This window comes from Bianquea renquensis (assembly GCF_014384895.1).
GTDB lineage: Bacteria > Bacillota > Clostridia > Lachnospirales > Bianqueaceae > Bianquea > Bianquea renquensis.
This window is the reverse complement of sequence record NZ_JACRSQ010000002.1, coordinates 279,889-295,076: the sequence shown is the minus strand read 5'-3', so window position 1 is coordinate 295,076 and position 15,188 is coordinate 279,889. Positions and strand designations below refer to the sequence as shown.

At 48.5% G+C, this 15,188-nt stretch carries 14 protein-coding genes and 1 rRNA gene; 1 reads left to right on the top strand and 14 read right to left on the bottom strand.

Annotated features, from left to right (window positions below; all coding sequences use genetic code 11):
* A 16S ribosomal RNA gene (locus H8730_RS02855) occupies positions 1–204 on the bottom strand; the annotation flags it as partial.
* A 531-nt stretch (positions 205–735) separates the two neighbouring features.
* Here H8730_RS02855 and H8730_RS02850 point away from each other — a divergent pair.
* The gene (locus H8730_RS02850) at positions 736–1,785 is read left to right on the top strand and encodes a Gfo/Idh/MocA family protein (RefSeq protein WP_177716608.1); all 1,050 of its coding nucleotides are present in this window, start codon (positions 736–738) and stop codon (positions 1,783–1,785) included.
* An 87-nt stretch (positions 1,786–1,872) separates the two neighbouring features.
* On the opposite strand, the gene pyk is transcribed toward H8730_RS02850, so the two are convergent.
* The 13 genes from pyk to H8730_RS02785 form a co-directional block, all read right to left on the bottom strand.
* Positions 1,873–3,660, bottom strand: coding sequence for a pyruvate kinase (gene pyk, locus H8730_RS02845; RefSeq protein ID WP_177716610.1), 1,788 nt, complete (start codon positions 3,658–3,660; stop codon positions 1,873–1,875).
* A gap of 16 nt (positions 3,661–3,676) precedes the next feature.
* Positions 3,677–4,552: an Hsp33 family molecular chaperone HslO gene (gene hslO, locus H8730_RS02840; protein WP_177716612.1), complete on the bottom strand. Its 876-nt coding sequence runs from the start codon at positions 4,550–4,552 to the stop codon at positions 3,677–3,679.
* A complete protein-coding gene (locus H8730_RS02835) occupies positions 4,545–5,315 on the bottom strand; it encodes a class I SAM-dependent DNA methyltransferase (protein ID WP_177716614.1) in 771 nt (256 codons plus the stop codon). Before H8730_RS02835 ends, hslO begins: the two co-directional genes overlap by 8 nt.
* Before the next feature lie 138 nt (positions 5,316–5,453).
* Positions 5,454–6,224 carry a DUF6382 domain-containing protein gene (locus tag H8730_RS02830; RefSeq protein ID WP_249289339.1) on the bottom strand — a complete coding sequence of 257 codons (771 nt, stop codon included), beginning with the start codon at positions 6,222–6,224 and terminating at the stop codon, positions 5,454–5,456.
* A 25-nt stretch (positions 6,225–6,249) separates the two neighbouring features.
* On the bottom strand, positions 6,250–6,678 hold the full coding sequence (locus H8730_RS02825) for an A24 family peptidase (protein ID WP_249289337.1): 429 nt from the start codon (positions 6,676–6,678) through the stop codon (positions 6,250–6,252).
* Positions 6,675–7,664 (bottom strand): hypothetical protein, encoded by a 990-nt coding sequence (locus tag H8730_RS02820; RefSeq protein WP_249289335.1) that lies wholly within the window; start codon positions 7,662–7,664, stop codon positions 6,675–6,677. Before H8730_RS02820 ends, H8730_RS02825 begins: the two co-directional genes overlap by 4 nt.
* Positions 7,657–9,729 (bottom strand): DUF5702 domain-containing protein, encoded by a 2,073-nt coding sequence (locus H8730_RS17825; RefSeq protein WP_177716620.1) that lies wholly within the window; start codon positions 9,727–9,729, stop codon positions 7,657–7,659. Before H8730_RS17825 ends, H8730_RS02820 begins: the two co-directional genes overlap by 8 nt.
* Entirely contained in the window at positions 9,722–10,228 is a 507-nt protein-coding gene (locus H8730_RS02810) for a TadE family protein (protein WP_177716622.1), read from the bottom strand. The genes H8730_RS17825 and H8730_RS02810 overlap by 8 nt, the downstream gene beginning before the upstream one ends.
* Positions 10,225–10,422 (bottom strand): Flp1 family type IVb pilin, encoded by a 198-nt coding sequence (locus H8730_RS02805; RefSeq protein ID WP_177716624.1) that lies wholly within the window; start codon positions 10,420–10,422, stop codon positions 10,225–10,227. Before H8730_RS02805 ends, H8730_RS02810 begins: the two co-directional genes overlap by 4 nt.
* A gap of 11 nt (positions 10,423–10,433) precedes the next feature.
* A complete protein-coding gene (locus tag H8730_RS02800) occupies positions 10,434–11,918 on the bottom strand; it encodes a type II secretion system F family protein (RefSeq protein WP_177716626.1) in 1,485 nt (494 codons plus the stop codon).
* 29 nt (positions 11,919–11,947) lie between these two features.
* Entirely contained in the window at positions 11,948–12,739 is a 792-nt protein-coding gene (locus tag H8730_RS02795; RefSeq protein WP_177716628.1) for a type II secretion system F family protein, read from the bottom strand.
* Positions 12,676–13,863 (bottom strand): TadA family conjugal transfer-associated ATPase, encoded by a 1,188-nt coding sequence (locus H8730_RS02790; protein WP_283243827.1) that lies wholly within the window; start codon positions 13,861–13,863, stop codon positions 12,676–12,678. The genes H8730_RS02795 and H8730_RS02790 overlap by 64 nt, the downstream gene beginning before the upstream one ends.
* Positions 13,850–15,037 (bottom strand): P-loop NTPase family protein, encoded by a 1,188-nt coding sequence (locus H8730_RS02785; RefSeq protein WP_177716632.1) that lies wholly within the window; start codon positions 15,035–15,037, stop codon positions 13,850–13,852. Before H8730_RS02785 ends, H8730_RS02790 begins: the two co-directional genes overlap by 14 nt.
* Positions 15,038–15,188 lie beyond the last annotated feature (151 nt).

Genomic DNA, 15,188 nt, shown 5'->3' with positions numbered 1-15,188 from the left:
CAATGTAGCTTATGCGGTTTTAGCGTGCATTTCTACACGTTATCCCCCTGTATAGGGCAGGTTACCCACGCGTTCCTCACCCGTCCGCCGCTAAGATCTGCTTCTTCCAGGCCGTAGCCCTTCCAACTCACATCTCCGCTCGACTTGCATGTGTTAAGCGTGCCGCCAGCGTTCATCCTGAGCCAGGATCAAACTCTCTTGTTTGGTTTGTCCTTCTTGTCCTTCGCTTCTCCCGCTCTCGCGGCCTCCGCGAATTACTGTTTGTTTGCCTGAGTCCCTCTCTCGAGGCTCTTGACTGGTGGTCTTCCTCTCCTCAGGGCTCTCTCGAGCTCCCTCCGAGTCTCTTACCTTTTCCTCTTCTCAGATGTTACACTGTTCGATTTTCAACGTCCTCTCGGTCGCTTCGCCTTCGCCTCTCAGCTCGCTCCGCTTCCGCTTTTCTTGCGCCTTTTCTCAAGCGCGTTTATTATATTACCACACCTTCCTTCCTCTGTCAACTCCTTTTTTCTCTTTTTTTTAATTTTTTCAGAAAATATATTACAATATGGGTACAAGGGGCTATATAAAAGGGAATAGTTGATTTCTCCATGCATACAATTTTTTTCTGCATTGTATTGGTGCCGCAAATCCGCTATAGTGAGACTTATAGAAGTTTGCGCAAGATAGGAATTGTTTTTTTGCACTTTCTGTGTTAAACTAAATTGGTTATAGATGTAGCATTATCTGGAGGAAGCAATGAAAAAAACATATGGAATTGTCCTAATTGGATGTGGGCATATTGGAGAATCTCATATTGAGGATATCTATTACCGCGATGGCATCCGTATTGTCGGCGTTGTCGATCTCGTCGAGGAACAGGCACAAGCTTTTGCCCGAAAATATGGCGCTCTCAGCTACGGAACGGACTATCGCCCCTATCTGACTCGCGAAGACGTTGATATTGTCATCATCGCAACCTATGCGGGCTCCCATTTCGCGATTCTAAAAGATTGTTTAGCGGCAGGAAAGCATGTTTTGTGCGAAAAACCCATGACGGCTGCCAACTTCCATGACGCCCACCGTTTTTATGAGCTGGTCAAGGCTTCGGGCCCAAAAGTACTGATCGCGCATGTACTTCGGCATAATCAAACGTATCATCACGCCGCAAAGCTGATCCAGGAGGGCGCTATCGGGGATATCCGTCTGATCCGCATGGCACAAAACCACCATACGCTGGAGCCAAAGCGATACCAATCCCTTCTTCACGATTGTCCTCCCATCGTCGACTGCGGTGTCCACTACATTGATGTTATCCGCTGGTTTACCGGACTTTCGATCACATCCATCGCAGGAGTTGGGACCGCCATTCACACCAAGCCCCCTATATATGACCATGGGATCTTGACAATGACCTTATCCAACGGCGCCAGCGCCTACTATGAAGCCGGCTGGTCCAAATCCATGGCATCGGAAAATTTAAAAGAATTCATCGGTACGCGCGGTCGAATTCGCATCACTTTGAAAGAAAATCGCCTTTTTGACCGCGAAGAAGGTGACCTACTTGAATATTACTTTGCAGAAGAAGGGGTCTACCACACGATCAATATTCCTAGTAAATATAAGAATATGTGGGCCCAGCTTCTCACGCTGATTGAGATGGTTGAGACAGACCGGGAAGGCTCTCCTACTCTCGATGAAGCCTATGAGGCCTTCTGTATCGCCCTCCTAGGGGATAGAGCGATTCGCGAGAATCGAACGATATCTGTCCCCTCCTCCCTCGCTGATTTTTCCACTGTACTTTCATAAAGAATCTATGAACAGGCGTCCTTGCCCTTAATATGGGAAAGGACGCCTGTTGACTTATATATAAGGCAGCTGGCCAGTGCCTCCCCATCAAATGTTGTCGATGACATATTGCTCGTTATTGTCGCCAGGATGCCCATTGAAGATGAAACCTCTTTCTGGATCCACCGTAATCACCGGGAATCGGCTGATTAGCTCTACGGCGTCTTTCGTCCCGTATACAACAGGGATATCCAGTGCTCTTGCCACAATGACAGCATGGTTTTCCTCTGGATCCGTTGCATCCTCAACAATAATAGCGCTCGCTTTCTTCATATATGGCAGATACTCGTTGTTCGTTGCATACGCCACAAGGATATCCCCATTCTGAAATCCTTTCTTCGCCTGGTCCACAACCTTTAAAATGCGAGGCTTTGCAAAGACAGACTCTTTGCCGACCCCTTTTCCCTTGGCAATGACATTTCCTACCGTATGAACCTTAAGAATATTCGTGCTTCCTGAAATCCCCAGAGGCACGCCCGCCGTTATGACGATGATGTCCCCATCGTTGGCAAGGCCGCAGTCGATACAGCTCTTGACAGCACTTCTAAATAGCATCTCCGTGCGACTCTCTTCCTTTGCCAATACTGGATAGACACCCCAATACAAATTCATCTGACGGCAGACATGCTGATCAACAGTGCTCGCCACAATCGGACAGCAAGGACGGAACTTGGAAATGAGGTTGGCTGTGCTGCCTCCATGAGTGACAGTGACAACGCAGGTCGCCCCGAGCTCTCTCGCTGTAACGCACGCTGCATGGCTAATCGCGTTGGTAATGTTCATATCAATATTCGCATTGATATGCTCCATCTTTTCCTTATAATCATCCGAATGTTCAATCGCATCGGCAATTCGACTCATCGTTGCGACGCTTTCAACAGGATAAGCGCCATTGGCCGTCTCGCCTGATAACATGATGGCGTCGCTGCCATCATATATCGCATTGGCGACATCGCTGGCTTCCGCTCTAGTTGGTCTTGGATTGCGTATCATAGAGTCCAGCATCTGTGTGGCAGTGATTACGGGGACGGATTTTGCGTTGGCCTTTGCAATCAGTTCCTTTTGTACAAGAGGGACAACTTCCGTCGGAATTTCGACTCCCAGATCGCCCCTTGCCACCATGATCCCATCGGAAACCTCTAAGATTTCGTCGATATTTTGAACGCCATCCTGATTCTCAATCTTAGAAATGATTTTCAGATAGCCGCCGCCATTTTCCTGTAAAAATTTCCTCATCTCCACTACATCTTTTGCCCGGCGGACGAAAGAGGCTGCGACATAGTCCACATCCTGTTCAATACCAAATAATAGATCGTTTTTGTCCCTCTCTGTCAAAAAGGGTATATTTAAATAGACACCCGGTACATTCACTCCTTTTCGGGAGCTGATACTTGCATTGTTCAAAACTTTGCATGTAATGTCTGTGTCTGTCGTGCTGATAACCCTAAGTCCGAGGAGTCCATCATCGATCAGGATGACACTGCCCTGTACCACATCTTGGGGAAGTCCCGCGTATGATATACTGACTTGTCGCTCATCTCCTTCGCATTCCCGGGTGGTCAAGATGAAGGTATCACCCTCCTGCAAGCTGATTTTTTCCTTCTGAAACACTCCGATACGAACTTCTGGGCCCTTTGTGTCCAGTATGATGGGGACCGGAACATTCATCTGATTTCTTGCTTCCTTTATGTTCTGAATCTTGATGAGGTGGGTTTCATGGGTTTCATGGGAGAAGTTCAACCGAAACGCATCGGCTCCCTTTTCAATCAGCTCTTTTAAGATTTCAACACTGCTGGATGTCGGTCCAACGGTACAGATAATTTTTGTTTTTTGCATTTTGATTCCCCCTTAATTATAGAATTGTCAGGAGCTCTTTCAGTTCCTCGATGGAAAATTGATATGTCTCATTACAATAGTGGCATCGCATCTCCACCGGCTCACCTTCCTCGACCAGCTGCGATAGCTCTTGTCTCCCAATGCTGACTAAGGCTTTTTCAACTCTTTCCCTCGTACAGTTGCATTGAAACCCAACGGGATGGGTTTCCAAAATCTCGACTCCAAATTCCCCGAGCAGCTCATGCAGTAATTCTACAGGAGTATGGCCGGCGGCGAGATACTCTGTTACCGGCATAAACGCCGAAACCTTCTCCTGAAGCTGTTGCGCAGTCTCGTCCCTCGCTCCAGGCATCATCTGCAATATAAATCCTCCAGCTGTCCATATGGTTTGATCCCGATTGACCAGCACGCCCAGCGAAACCGCGGAGGGAACTTGTTCCGAGGCAGTAAAATAATAGGCCAAGTCCTCCGCTATCTCACTGCTGACAAGATGTGTCTGCCCTGTGTAGGGTTCTTTAAGGCCGATATCCCGTATGACGCTCATAACACCTATTCCAACAGCGGTTGCCACATCCAGCTTTCCTTTGGAATTTAAGGGCAGGTCAACTTGGGGATTGTTGGCATACCCTTTCACATTTCCTTTTGAATCGGCTATGGCCACAAGTCCACCTATAGGGCCCGAGCCTTCAATCTGTATGGTCAAAAGATCCTTCTCACCTTTCATCTGCCATCCCATCATGGCCGCCGCCGTCAACGTTCTTCCCAAAGCGGCACTCACCACAGGCGTCATCCCATGACGCTGTCGCGCCTCCTCTACCAAATCGGCCGTACATGCTGCAAATGCTAATATCTCGCCTCCCGCCGCTGTGGCGCGGACCATTGAATCACTCATCGCTGTTCTCTCCATTCTTTTTGATTTCTCTAGCAACAAAACAGATTCGTTCTGACTGTTCGCTGGACGGATCTGTGGTAAAACCATCATATATTGCCTCCAACTTCAAGCCCGCTTCCTCCAGCAGGTGGGTAATGTTCTCAACAGAATAGGCTCTCTGATAATGAATTTCTTCATAGCGGCGGTAGCACGGCTGCTCCCCCATCTGTTCAAAAAAGGTCACCTGATATTCATTAATATGCTCTTCCGGGTAATAGTAATTCTGCCAGATAAACGCTGAATGTTCGTACGTATCCGCAAAAACAGAATCTCCCAGTACCTCCTTGTATTTATAGTCTGTATTTAAATCAAAAATAAATGTACCGCCGGGATTTAAGTATAGATTGACCAGCGCAAAAACTTGCTGGATATCGCGACTATCCAGTAAATAGTTTAGGCTATCACACGTGCACAGAATTGAATCAACGGTTCCGTATAGCTCAAATTCCCTCATATCCTGTTGAAGGTATAAGATATTCGCTTGTTCTCTTTTCGCTTTTCCCATTGCTTCATTCAGCATGGAATCTGACATGTCCGCGCCGATCATTTCATAGCCTCGCCTGCAGAGCTCCAGGGTAAGCCCGCCTGTACCGCAGGCAAGATCCAGGACCAGTGACGGCTTCGCTCCATGATGTTCCCACAAACGCTCAATGTAGTCCGCCCATTCCACATAGGAAATCTCCTGCATAAATTCGTCGTAAACCCTTGCAAATTCCTGATACATCCAGGCAATGCCTCCTAGCCTTTCATCAAAAACAAATTTCCTCAATATACAGTATAACGTTCATCTTGTGGTTTGTAAAGTGAATTAGCAAGATTTTACACATTCTTAATGTGCAAACGATTGCAACCTTAGGGCCGCTCATTTTCCCTTTGATAAGAAGGAACATCGACTTTTAATCCGGCTCCAAATTCCTTGTTCCTTCTCCCCCGTGAAGAGAAGCTGCTCGAGTTCTCTTTTTGCACTGGCTTCCGCTTCCAACGACCTGGGAGTTTCCTCTACGATTATGGGAAATGTTGGTGGCTGGCGATTTTCAACTTTTTCATCATGCTCTTTTCGTGCGGAAGCCTCCTCTTTACGGATCCACTCCATCACGTGCTTGACTTCACAGTCTTGCTCCGCGCACACATTATAAAATCGATGGATCAGACAGATGAACTGTTCATTTTTCCAATGATAGTGCAGCGAATGGAGCAGCAATGTCTTAGAGACCGACCGCAGAAACTTCATAGCTCCCGCAGTTTCTGCCTCTTCTCCTATTGGTATATAGATGGTTTTGAGTCTTTCACTGCTTTCATTCCAAAACCAGTATCGGACATCCAGAATGAATCCATTTTCTTCAAGAAAGTATTGGTCTTTATCCTCCCATATCGTTAGGATCGCTTTCAGGATACGCAATATCTCTTGGCCGTTTCCTTCCAATTTTAAATAATCAAAAAGTGATATCTCCCCGGTGATGTCAAACGCTACGGCTTGGTGCTGCCCTTCCCCCACCAGATGCCAGGGAAGCATGAAAGGAATATGGCCTTCTCTCATCATAGCAATCATATAACCACTCCAGGTTTGATGCGTCTGGAGTGAGTACTCCAATAGCCTGGAACCCTGCGGTCCATTTTTTTGCCTGATATTCAAATACTCTCCCTCCATCCTACTTCCATCATAGACACTGCGCCCCTATGACCACTGCCAATAAGAATCCGCTCCACAAAAATGGTATAAATGGAATCTCTGCTTTTTTATCTCGATATATGAGCCAAAGACATAGCGCTGCAAGGCCATTTAAGAAAAATGCGACGCCTAGCCCCCTCCAAAGCATCTGTCCTGACGTATATAAAAATAGCCCGGCCAGCAAAACTAGATCCCCTGGGCCTACGTCTTTAGGAAATATTTTTTTGATTGCACCGCACAAGGCAATTACCACAAAGCCATCGATCAGAGGGGCCCATCCTCGCTCAGTCCACATGCAACCGTAGAGTACCGCCCCGAGGAGCCAGTACAAAACGGCTCCCCAGGTTGGTATGCAGCGCTTCTTTATATCGGCCAAGGCAAACAGGAACAGGATGCAAAGTAAACAGATCACACTCATAAAAATCCTCCACCTCCACCCTGGCAAAGCTCACAGGGCTGCAAACCTAATGTCTGAATCTCTTCCTCCGTGACCGCTTTTAAGTCTGGTTGGATATAGGAGCATCCTTGCTTATGATAGTGTTCACCCCCTGAAGTTACATACACAAAGGCCTGGATCTGTTCCGGCCGGCATCGCAGGCAAGGTGAGAAGCCAGCCTGTTGTGCCTCCTCCTCGTTCATGGCAACAAGGCTATTCTTAATCAGATAGCAACTCAAGCTGTGATAGTGATTTCCTTCGCCGATTCGATAGTAATACGAAGTTTTGTCCTGGCCACTATCCTCTGATCCTATAGTCGGCTGCCCTGTAAAAGCTCTTGTCTGTATTTGGATGGAGACTGCAGGAAATTGAAAACCTAAGATTTGTGGAATATTCCACTCATAGGTTACAACAAGAGCAATCAGGTCTTGATAGACGCCATCCTGATAAAAGAATTCCGACGCGGAAAAGTCCAACCCTTGTATCCCATCTTTCACGCCCAACGCTTCAAGGTTAACATGGGATAACGCTTCTTTCATGCGGTTCGCGGCCCATTCTCGCCCCAGCATATTGATAATTGCGGTGTAGCCCTCCGCGGACATAGGTCCTCTTGTTATAATCTCTTCCGCCTTTGCGATGATATCCATAATATCCTGCATTCGATCCCGGACGGCCTCAAGCCACTCTTCTTCTACCATAGTCGCTGCCTCTCCCAGTTCCTGCTTTTGCTCCGCCTGTTCTTGATTATAAAGGCGATGGATATCGTTTAGCCCCAGCCGGTCATAAAGATACGCCATCTGGCTTATAACATCTGCCGTCTCTGCTAGTGCAAATCGCACTGTTTCATAGACAAGAGTTGTCTTAAGGAAGTATAGAAAAGGAAGCATAAGCAAGATCATCATGGGAACCACCACGGCCGCCTCCACCGTCAAAGATGCCCTGGTGAACCGTATCCTTGTCTCACCCATATCCGTAGTTTCCTGCAAACTCATACTCTCGACCATCTGCCCCCATTTTTCCCGCAGCGCCAAATCCTGTCACCACCGAGGATAATCGAAACGGTTTTCCCGTAGATTTTTCTAGATTGAGTTGGATAACATCCTGCAACCGCAATACCCACTGTCTCTCGTCTAACCAGAGCAGGAGCAGCCGAAGGTATTGCCCATACCCCAGTCCTCTTGCCCCCTTGTCTGTATCGGTGTCAAGCTGCTTATCCAATATGGACGCAAGATCGGTCTTCCAGTCCTCTGCGGTTTTAAATATCGGGACTTTCCCTCCTTCCAGCAGACAATTGTAATCGGCACAGGCCTCTCCAATGCTCCAAAGTAGGATGATGGCACCGTACAGCACCGCATTCCCAATCCCCGGCGCGAGGATTCCGCCCACCGTATCCGCTACCGAATGGATGATCTGTTGCTTCTCCGCATCGGTTGACAGATACAACATATTCAATGTTGTTCGAATAAACAGCAATCTCCCCTTCACAGCCCATGCATTGTTGTATTCATTCATGGAACCGTTGAGAATATACTCGACCTCATTCGCAAAAAAACCGTTCTGTTTGACCATTCCTCTAAGGTTTGTTGGCGATTCACCATTCTCCCTGCTGATCGTTTCTTCAAGATTGGCTAGCTGGCCTATGGTATATTCCGTCAAATAGACTCTTCGAAGCAGACTCCCTCCTATGAGCTCCGCAGTCTGGGCAAGATTGTCAGGCTCCATAAGAATTGAATCCCCCTCCTGCTGCCCTACCGTATTCCCGCCATCCATGACAGAGGGCAGCTGTTGATATCGTATGTCTTCCTTGTCTAAGAGGATAGAATTAGGAGCATACTGGCTTAAATCAATGACATGTAAGTTTAGCGCCTCCAAAATATCCTCCCAGGACCACCCTGCATTGCCAGAGCGGATCTCATATTCAAGGGGTATCTCCGACTGATATTGAGAGAGTTCACGTGCGCGCTGTCCCGCCGTCTGCGCACAAACCTCCAATTCTTCCGACAGCCTCCAGATCGTATCCCGCAGCCTTTTGAAGCTGTCTTCACAATTCTGCAAAAGCTTCATATTATGCTCAATTGCCTGCGTAACCTGTTCATCGCTGCCCTTTCCCTGATGCAGGGAGGATTCCAATTCATCCATCTGCGCTTGCACCTGCTTAACGAGATCCTGTGATTGTTCTTCCGGTTTCATAGCCTGAATCCGGCTTCGCAAGTCTTGGATTTCGGCAGCTAGCTCCTTGCCAAGTCTGATGGTTTCTGACCAAGCTTCCTTCGCATTTTTGTGAACCTCAACATAACTCTCCACTCTGCCGATCCACTTCACAAGCTTAATGTCTGTATTCAATGGGATAATCCCATAGGTCTCCCACTGTGAGATCAATTGCCCCAGAGAATCCGTAATCTCGTTGACATCCCATCCCTCCCCAGGGAAATTCTTGATATAGTGCCGTCTCCGCGATCCATCGTCGCGAATTCCATCAGCCCAGGAGACAAATTCTGCAAAGTGTCCGTTATACACGAGAGCCTTCTCTTGGATTTTCTGTACCTCATCCAATAATCCTCCGCCTGTCACCGCCATTCCAGCATCTTCCCAATTGGAGGTGAGTTCCTGGATTATGGCAAGGGGAGCACGTATTTTCATAAACTGCTCAAGTTGTCTCAGGAACTCTTCAACCTCGCTTACGGTCTGGACATCCCGGACCTCCAATTGCAGCAGCTGATACTGGATCCCGCCATCGCTGCCTCCTCCGCGCGCCAATCGCGCTGCGTCCAACTTGTAATTCTGATGCAAAAAATACGAGAGGCTGCTCTGAATCTGTTCCTCATTTTCGACTCCCATCAATCCATATTGTTCTGCCAGCTCCTCATTATATCCTGCCAGCACAGCGACGGCGGCGCTATCCAGGGCTCTCCGGCCATGCACAATGGCTAGATAATGCCGACTCATGGAGAATAGGACCATATAGAACAAAAGTATCACGACTAAGATTAGACTGAAAAACACGGTAAAACTGCCCTGTAGCTTTCTATCCACCTGAGGTGATTCGTCCTTTCCATTCATTCAATTTGTTTTCATAGGCATCGAGTCCATCTTGAATGGGAGGCAGCAGCGACGCCGCCTCCCATATGAGATCCATGGTCTCCTTATATGCCGCTGGCCGCTCTAAAAAGCCAGATGTAATCGCCTCAACGCGCATGGGAAACAGCAGCGCATAGTCACCCTCCACTGCCAGGGATATCGTCCTGGTGAATATGGTCTCTTCGCCGTGTACGTAGATCGAAGGTTCTCCCCATGGACAGCTGTGCAGTTGTTTTGAGAGATATGATTTTGCCTCCTCAACGCAGGTATCCAACGTCTCCCCTCGAGCATACCAGGATTGACAAAGAATCACACCTTGATCGCAGAGCGCTTTCACATATGTTTCATAGACAAGGAACAGTGCGCATTGCATAACGGCAAGGAGCAACAAGAATACAATGGGAAAGAGCATCGCGGTCTCCACAGTTAGGCTGGCCTTTGCCTTGCGTTTCATTTTGCAATGGCCCCCGGATCAAATGCAGCTCCCTGGGAAGAGATTTTTTCTAAGATGTCAGAGACAAAATCAACGACGGTGTTTCTAAACATCAGAACGAGCGCGATCAAAATCACAATAATAAGCACGATCTCGATGGTTCCCATACCTTCCTCGCGATTCCAGAATTCCTGCAATTTCACCCAGATTTTCATAACATTCCTCCTTACCCGATTTGCATCGTCATAATGGCCGGAGCCAACACCACAATTAAAATCACAACCAGCATCAGCATCATAGGGATGAGAAGCTTTGTATCCACCTCCTCCGACTTTTCTTGAACATACTTTTTCCGCAGTTCCCACGCCTGGGAGTTCAGTTCACGCAAATGTGTGATGATGAACTCATCCCCTCGCTTTAAATTTTGGGATAGCACCGAGACAAACTGCCGGATTTCTTTAACCTTAACGCGAGCGGCAAACTGTTCCAACGCCTCCTTAGGGGATGTTCCGTTTTGCATCTGTAGCGATGCAATCTGCATCTCCTCATAGATCGGTTGAATTGTCCCTTCCAACCCTTTTCGTTTCTCTAAATAGTCATCTGTAATCTTCGTCCACGCTCTCTGCGTGCTAAGGCCCGCGCCGAGCAGGATAACAAACCTATTGATGACCTCCGGGTAGGCGATGCGCATCGCTTCCCGCCTTTGCTCAACAGCCTTTTTTAGCTCCCGGTCCCGCCCAATGAACAGAAGAAATGGAATAAGCCATATGAGCAGGACCCAAAGGAGAAACGCCGGTCTTTTCTCAACCTTTTGCCACTCATATCGGACCGCCCCTGCGCCGTTGGCAGGTAGTAGGACCTCTGTTGCCGTTGAATACACCCCTGCGTTGAGATTCTCTACCATCTCCTCGACTTGTGCCTCCAGATCTTCCGTCTTGCCTGCCAATACTAGAGAGAAGGTGATTGCCGCTTCCTCTTCGCCGCTGCGGAGAATGACTTGCATAGGAACCTCCGTCTCCTCCCTGGGAAGGTTCTCTCTGCGCAACCGGCCATCGTCCCGGATATACTCCGGCAAACCGCTGCTATAGAAGAAGTTCACGCTTTTTCGGTGATCCGGCAATTTTATATCCTCTCGGATGGTCCCCAGTTCATGGAAGTAGTCCTGTAGATACGCCTTCGCCTCTTCCAACTCCTGTCTCCTCTGTATGGCGTCCGGTTGCTGTTCCGGCACAGTCACCACCACCTCCCGCTGAATCACAGTGTCCTCAAACCGGGCCGAGAGCAACAGCCTTTCCCCGGCATCCCCCTGTTGGTATTCCGGCCTGTCAATGGACACCCCATTGAAGGCTTCTCCTTTTGAATTCGAAGAGGCGGACATGGAAAATACTAAACACGCATTACACAGAAAGAGGATGCCGAGCGCCATTCCTACCTTCTGCGCGATAAATATTTGATACAGCTGCTTCGTGTCCCCAGCTGGCACCATCTGACGAATATCCTCAAAAGCCGCCTTTTTATAGTCCTTCGCGAATTTCACATGCAGAATATTGACCACTATGAGCATGCCTAGCGGCGTCAGGATTCGCTCGATCCCCGCTTTTTTTCCATCGAACCGTATGCTGAACTGGATCTTGCTCTTGTGATACCGCCAATGGCTTACGACAAAAAGAATCAGCAATATTCCCTCCAGGGCCAGTACGACCCAAACCATGAAAGCCCTCCTCATTCTGTTGTTCCGCCTTAAATCGCAATATCCGCCATTCGTTTCGATATGCAGTAGCTCGCAATGGCAAGACCCGCGCAGACAGTCATGATCATTCTTCCCTGAAAGCTTGAATACAGCGGAGCTAGGTAATCGGGCGACAGTAGCAGCAGCAGAGAGAGTACCGCTACCGGCATGACATTGAGTATTTTCTGTTCCATCTTTTTCTTTGCAAGCGCGACTTGTACCTCCCCCTGAATCTCAATTTTTTCCTGTAGGAGTCCCGCTGTATTTTCGATGACCTTTGCAATGTTGCCTTCAGTCCGTTTACAGATTTGTATAATCTGGGCAAAGCTGGAAATTTCCTCCACCCCGCTACGCCGTGCAAAATCCTCCAGCGCATCTTCAATGCGCTGGTTCACACGCAGTTTTCCGATGATAATCTGCCATTCATGAAATAAAACCGGAGTCAGTTCCGGATCCATATCCTCCAGAGAGGCCTCGAACGCGCCCTCCAGTGACCGTCCTGACCGCAGCGCCGCCACCAGTCCATACAGACATTCCTTGAACTCCAGCGCGATCTTTTGCTGCTGCTTTGCCTCCAGATCTCGCCTTTTATACAGGGGGTATACGGCTGCCGCACACCCCGCTGCTATACAGCCGACCACTAGGTTTTGGTAAAAGATAAGCGCGGTGCCAAAGGCGATACATCCTGCCATTCCTCCATACCGGATCCATTGCTTTATACTGAGAACATAGTTCCGGTTCACTCGCTTCCCTTGTGTCTCGCCAGCAAGGCCTCCGTTCTCCTCAGTTCGCCTTTTTCCCATTGAAATAAGGCCTCCGTCCGAATGTTTCCTCCATCAATATCCAAAATTTGCACAATCTCTGTGACATGACGGCCTCCCCCTTTCTGCCGGCTGATAAACACTAGGATGTCGATTGCGGATGCAATCTGCTGCCGTATAGCCTCCAGCGGAAACTCTGCACCCATGAGCACCATGGTCTCGATACGCGACAGCATATCTCGACAAGAGTTCGCGTGTCCTGTGGACAGCGATCCCTCATGTCCGCTATTTAAAGCTTGCAGCATGTCCAGCGCCTCCGCTCCTCGAATCTCCCCTACAATAATCCGGTCCGGCCTCATTCGCAAACTGGTCCGGATCAAATCTCGAATCGTAATCGCTCCCTTTCCCTCCACATTCGCATTCCGAGTTTCCATGGTCACCACATTTTCCAGCGTATTTAGCCGAAGTTCCGCCGCATCCTCGATTGTGATGATCCGCTCCTCCTTCGGGATGAAACTGGACAATACGTTTAAAAGCGTCGTCTTCCCCGAGGCGGTTCCGCCGCAGATAAAAATATTATATCGCTGTCTAACCAGTCTTGACAAAAAATCTGCGCTCTCCTGGGTCAGCGTCCCCCATTGAATCATTTCCTCCTGGGAGATTGGCTCCTCTCGAAATTTTCGGATCGTTAAAATTGGCCCATTCAAAGCCACAGGCCCTAAAACTGCATTTACTCGGGATCCATCTGGCAGACGGGCATCGACAATGGGATGCGCCTCATTGATCGTTCGATTGACGACGCCAACAATCTGTTGAATAATATCTTCCAACCGCTGCTTGGATTCAAATTGTTCTCGGCTTCTCTCAAGTTTACCCATTCGCTCGACAAAAACATGATTGGGCCCGTTCACCATAATCTCTGTAATGCTCTCATCCTCCAGCAGGGGTTGTAAAATGTCCAGCCGCCGAAGGGCATAAAAAACTTTCTGCCCTAAACTCTTGCGCGTTTTAACGTCGATATAGCGCCTTTTCGATTCTTGGGCCAATACCTCGTAAATAATCGTCCGAATCTCATCGTCCGAATACGTGGTCTGTAGGCGAATGCTGGCACGCACCTTCTCCTTGATCTCCTGATATAATTGTATTCCAAGGTCATCGGCTGCCAAAACAAACAGCCTCCTCCGCCAGCACACCGATCCTCTGATAGAATTCTGTATGGCGCTTGAACTCCAGGATTCCATCGTGCTCTTGAAACAAGTCCTCTATCATGGGAAGAGGATTCCCCACATGTCTTTCATATTCCCCCAACTCCGGCAATCCGGCTCCCCTGCCAACAGGCAGAATGGTACAAGATTTACCTAAAATATCCCGCTCCAATCCCTGCACACGTAAACTGTCTAAAAAGTCTTGAAATTTTAGCCGGCCTTGGGCCGACGCGTGCAAGAGTAGAAATTTGCCATCGCTGTTTTTCATAAATGTCTGATTCACACTGTGGAATGCTGTGTTCATATCGCAAATGATCCATTGAAAGTAGGTTCGCAGGAGTTGGATGAGTGCTTCGGCCTCCTCGGTCTCCAGTACGTTCAAGTCCTCAAAGGATGTACAGGGTTTAATAAACAAAACCCCGTTAGCCTGCCTCTCAGCCAATTCCATCAAATATCCCTCCAGTTTGTTCGAACCCTTATCCTCCAATAGCATACAGTATAAAAAATCAGATAAATTGTAGGGACTCTGGTTGTGAAAAAACATCTTCCAGTCAGCCGCTCCCTCAAGATTCAGGTATAGAACCTTTTCCTCCGGATGGGCTGCCGCCAAGCATTCTGCCAGCGCCATGGAAAAGGTCGTCTTTCCACAGCCTCCGATGGGGGAATACACGCAAATCAGCCGGCCCACACTCCAATTCTGAAAGGAAATAGGAGTGCACGGTGCATACTCTTCCCCTGGCGTCTCCGCCACAAAGCAATACCCTCGCTCTGTTTCGCTCTGAGGTGTCTCCTGCTTTTTCCCATATGTGGCCCCCTCTGTCCTTGCCATGATTTCAAAAAGCTGCTGCGCAATCCTGTGCCCTGATTGATACGGATTGATCCACTCCCCTTTCCACCCACTCTTTCGATAGGCGTATTCCTGCAGCATGACAATGGGGAATGCGTCGAACTCGGCTTTTTCCTCCGTCTGATCCGTAATCAAAATGTGGCGTCTCATCTCCTGCGGCGGACAATCGATTGCCTCCTTCGCGTAGTGTACATCCAGGCTGCCCCCATAGTGATGGTTCAAAAAACGAATCAGCTTTTGAGCATACCCTCGATCCTCCAGCTGTACCCACACTGTATATCGCTGCATCCACGTTCTCCTTTCTAAAAAGAGCCAGAAGCAGGAGCCCCTGCAAGGATATAGACCCCTGCCTCATCATAAAATTGGCTTAGGTTCGGTATGGAGAGCCCAAAGCCTGTCCATCCAGTAGCGAAATCAACACAGTAAGGTTGTTAGCTAC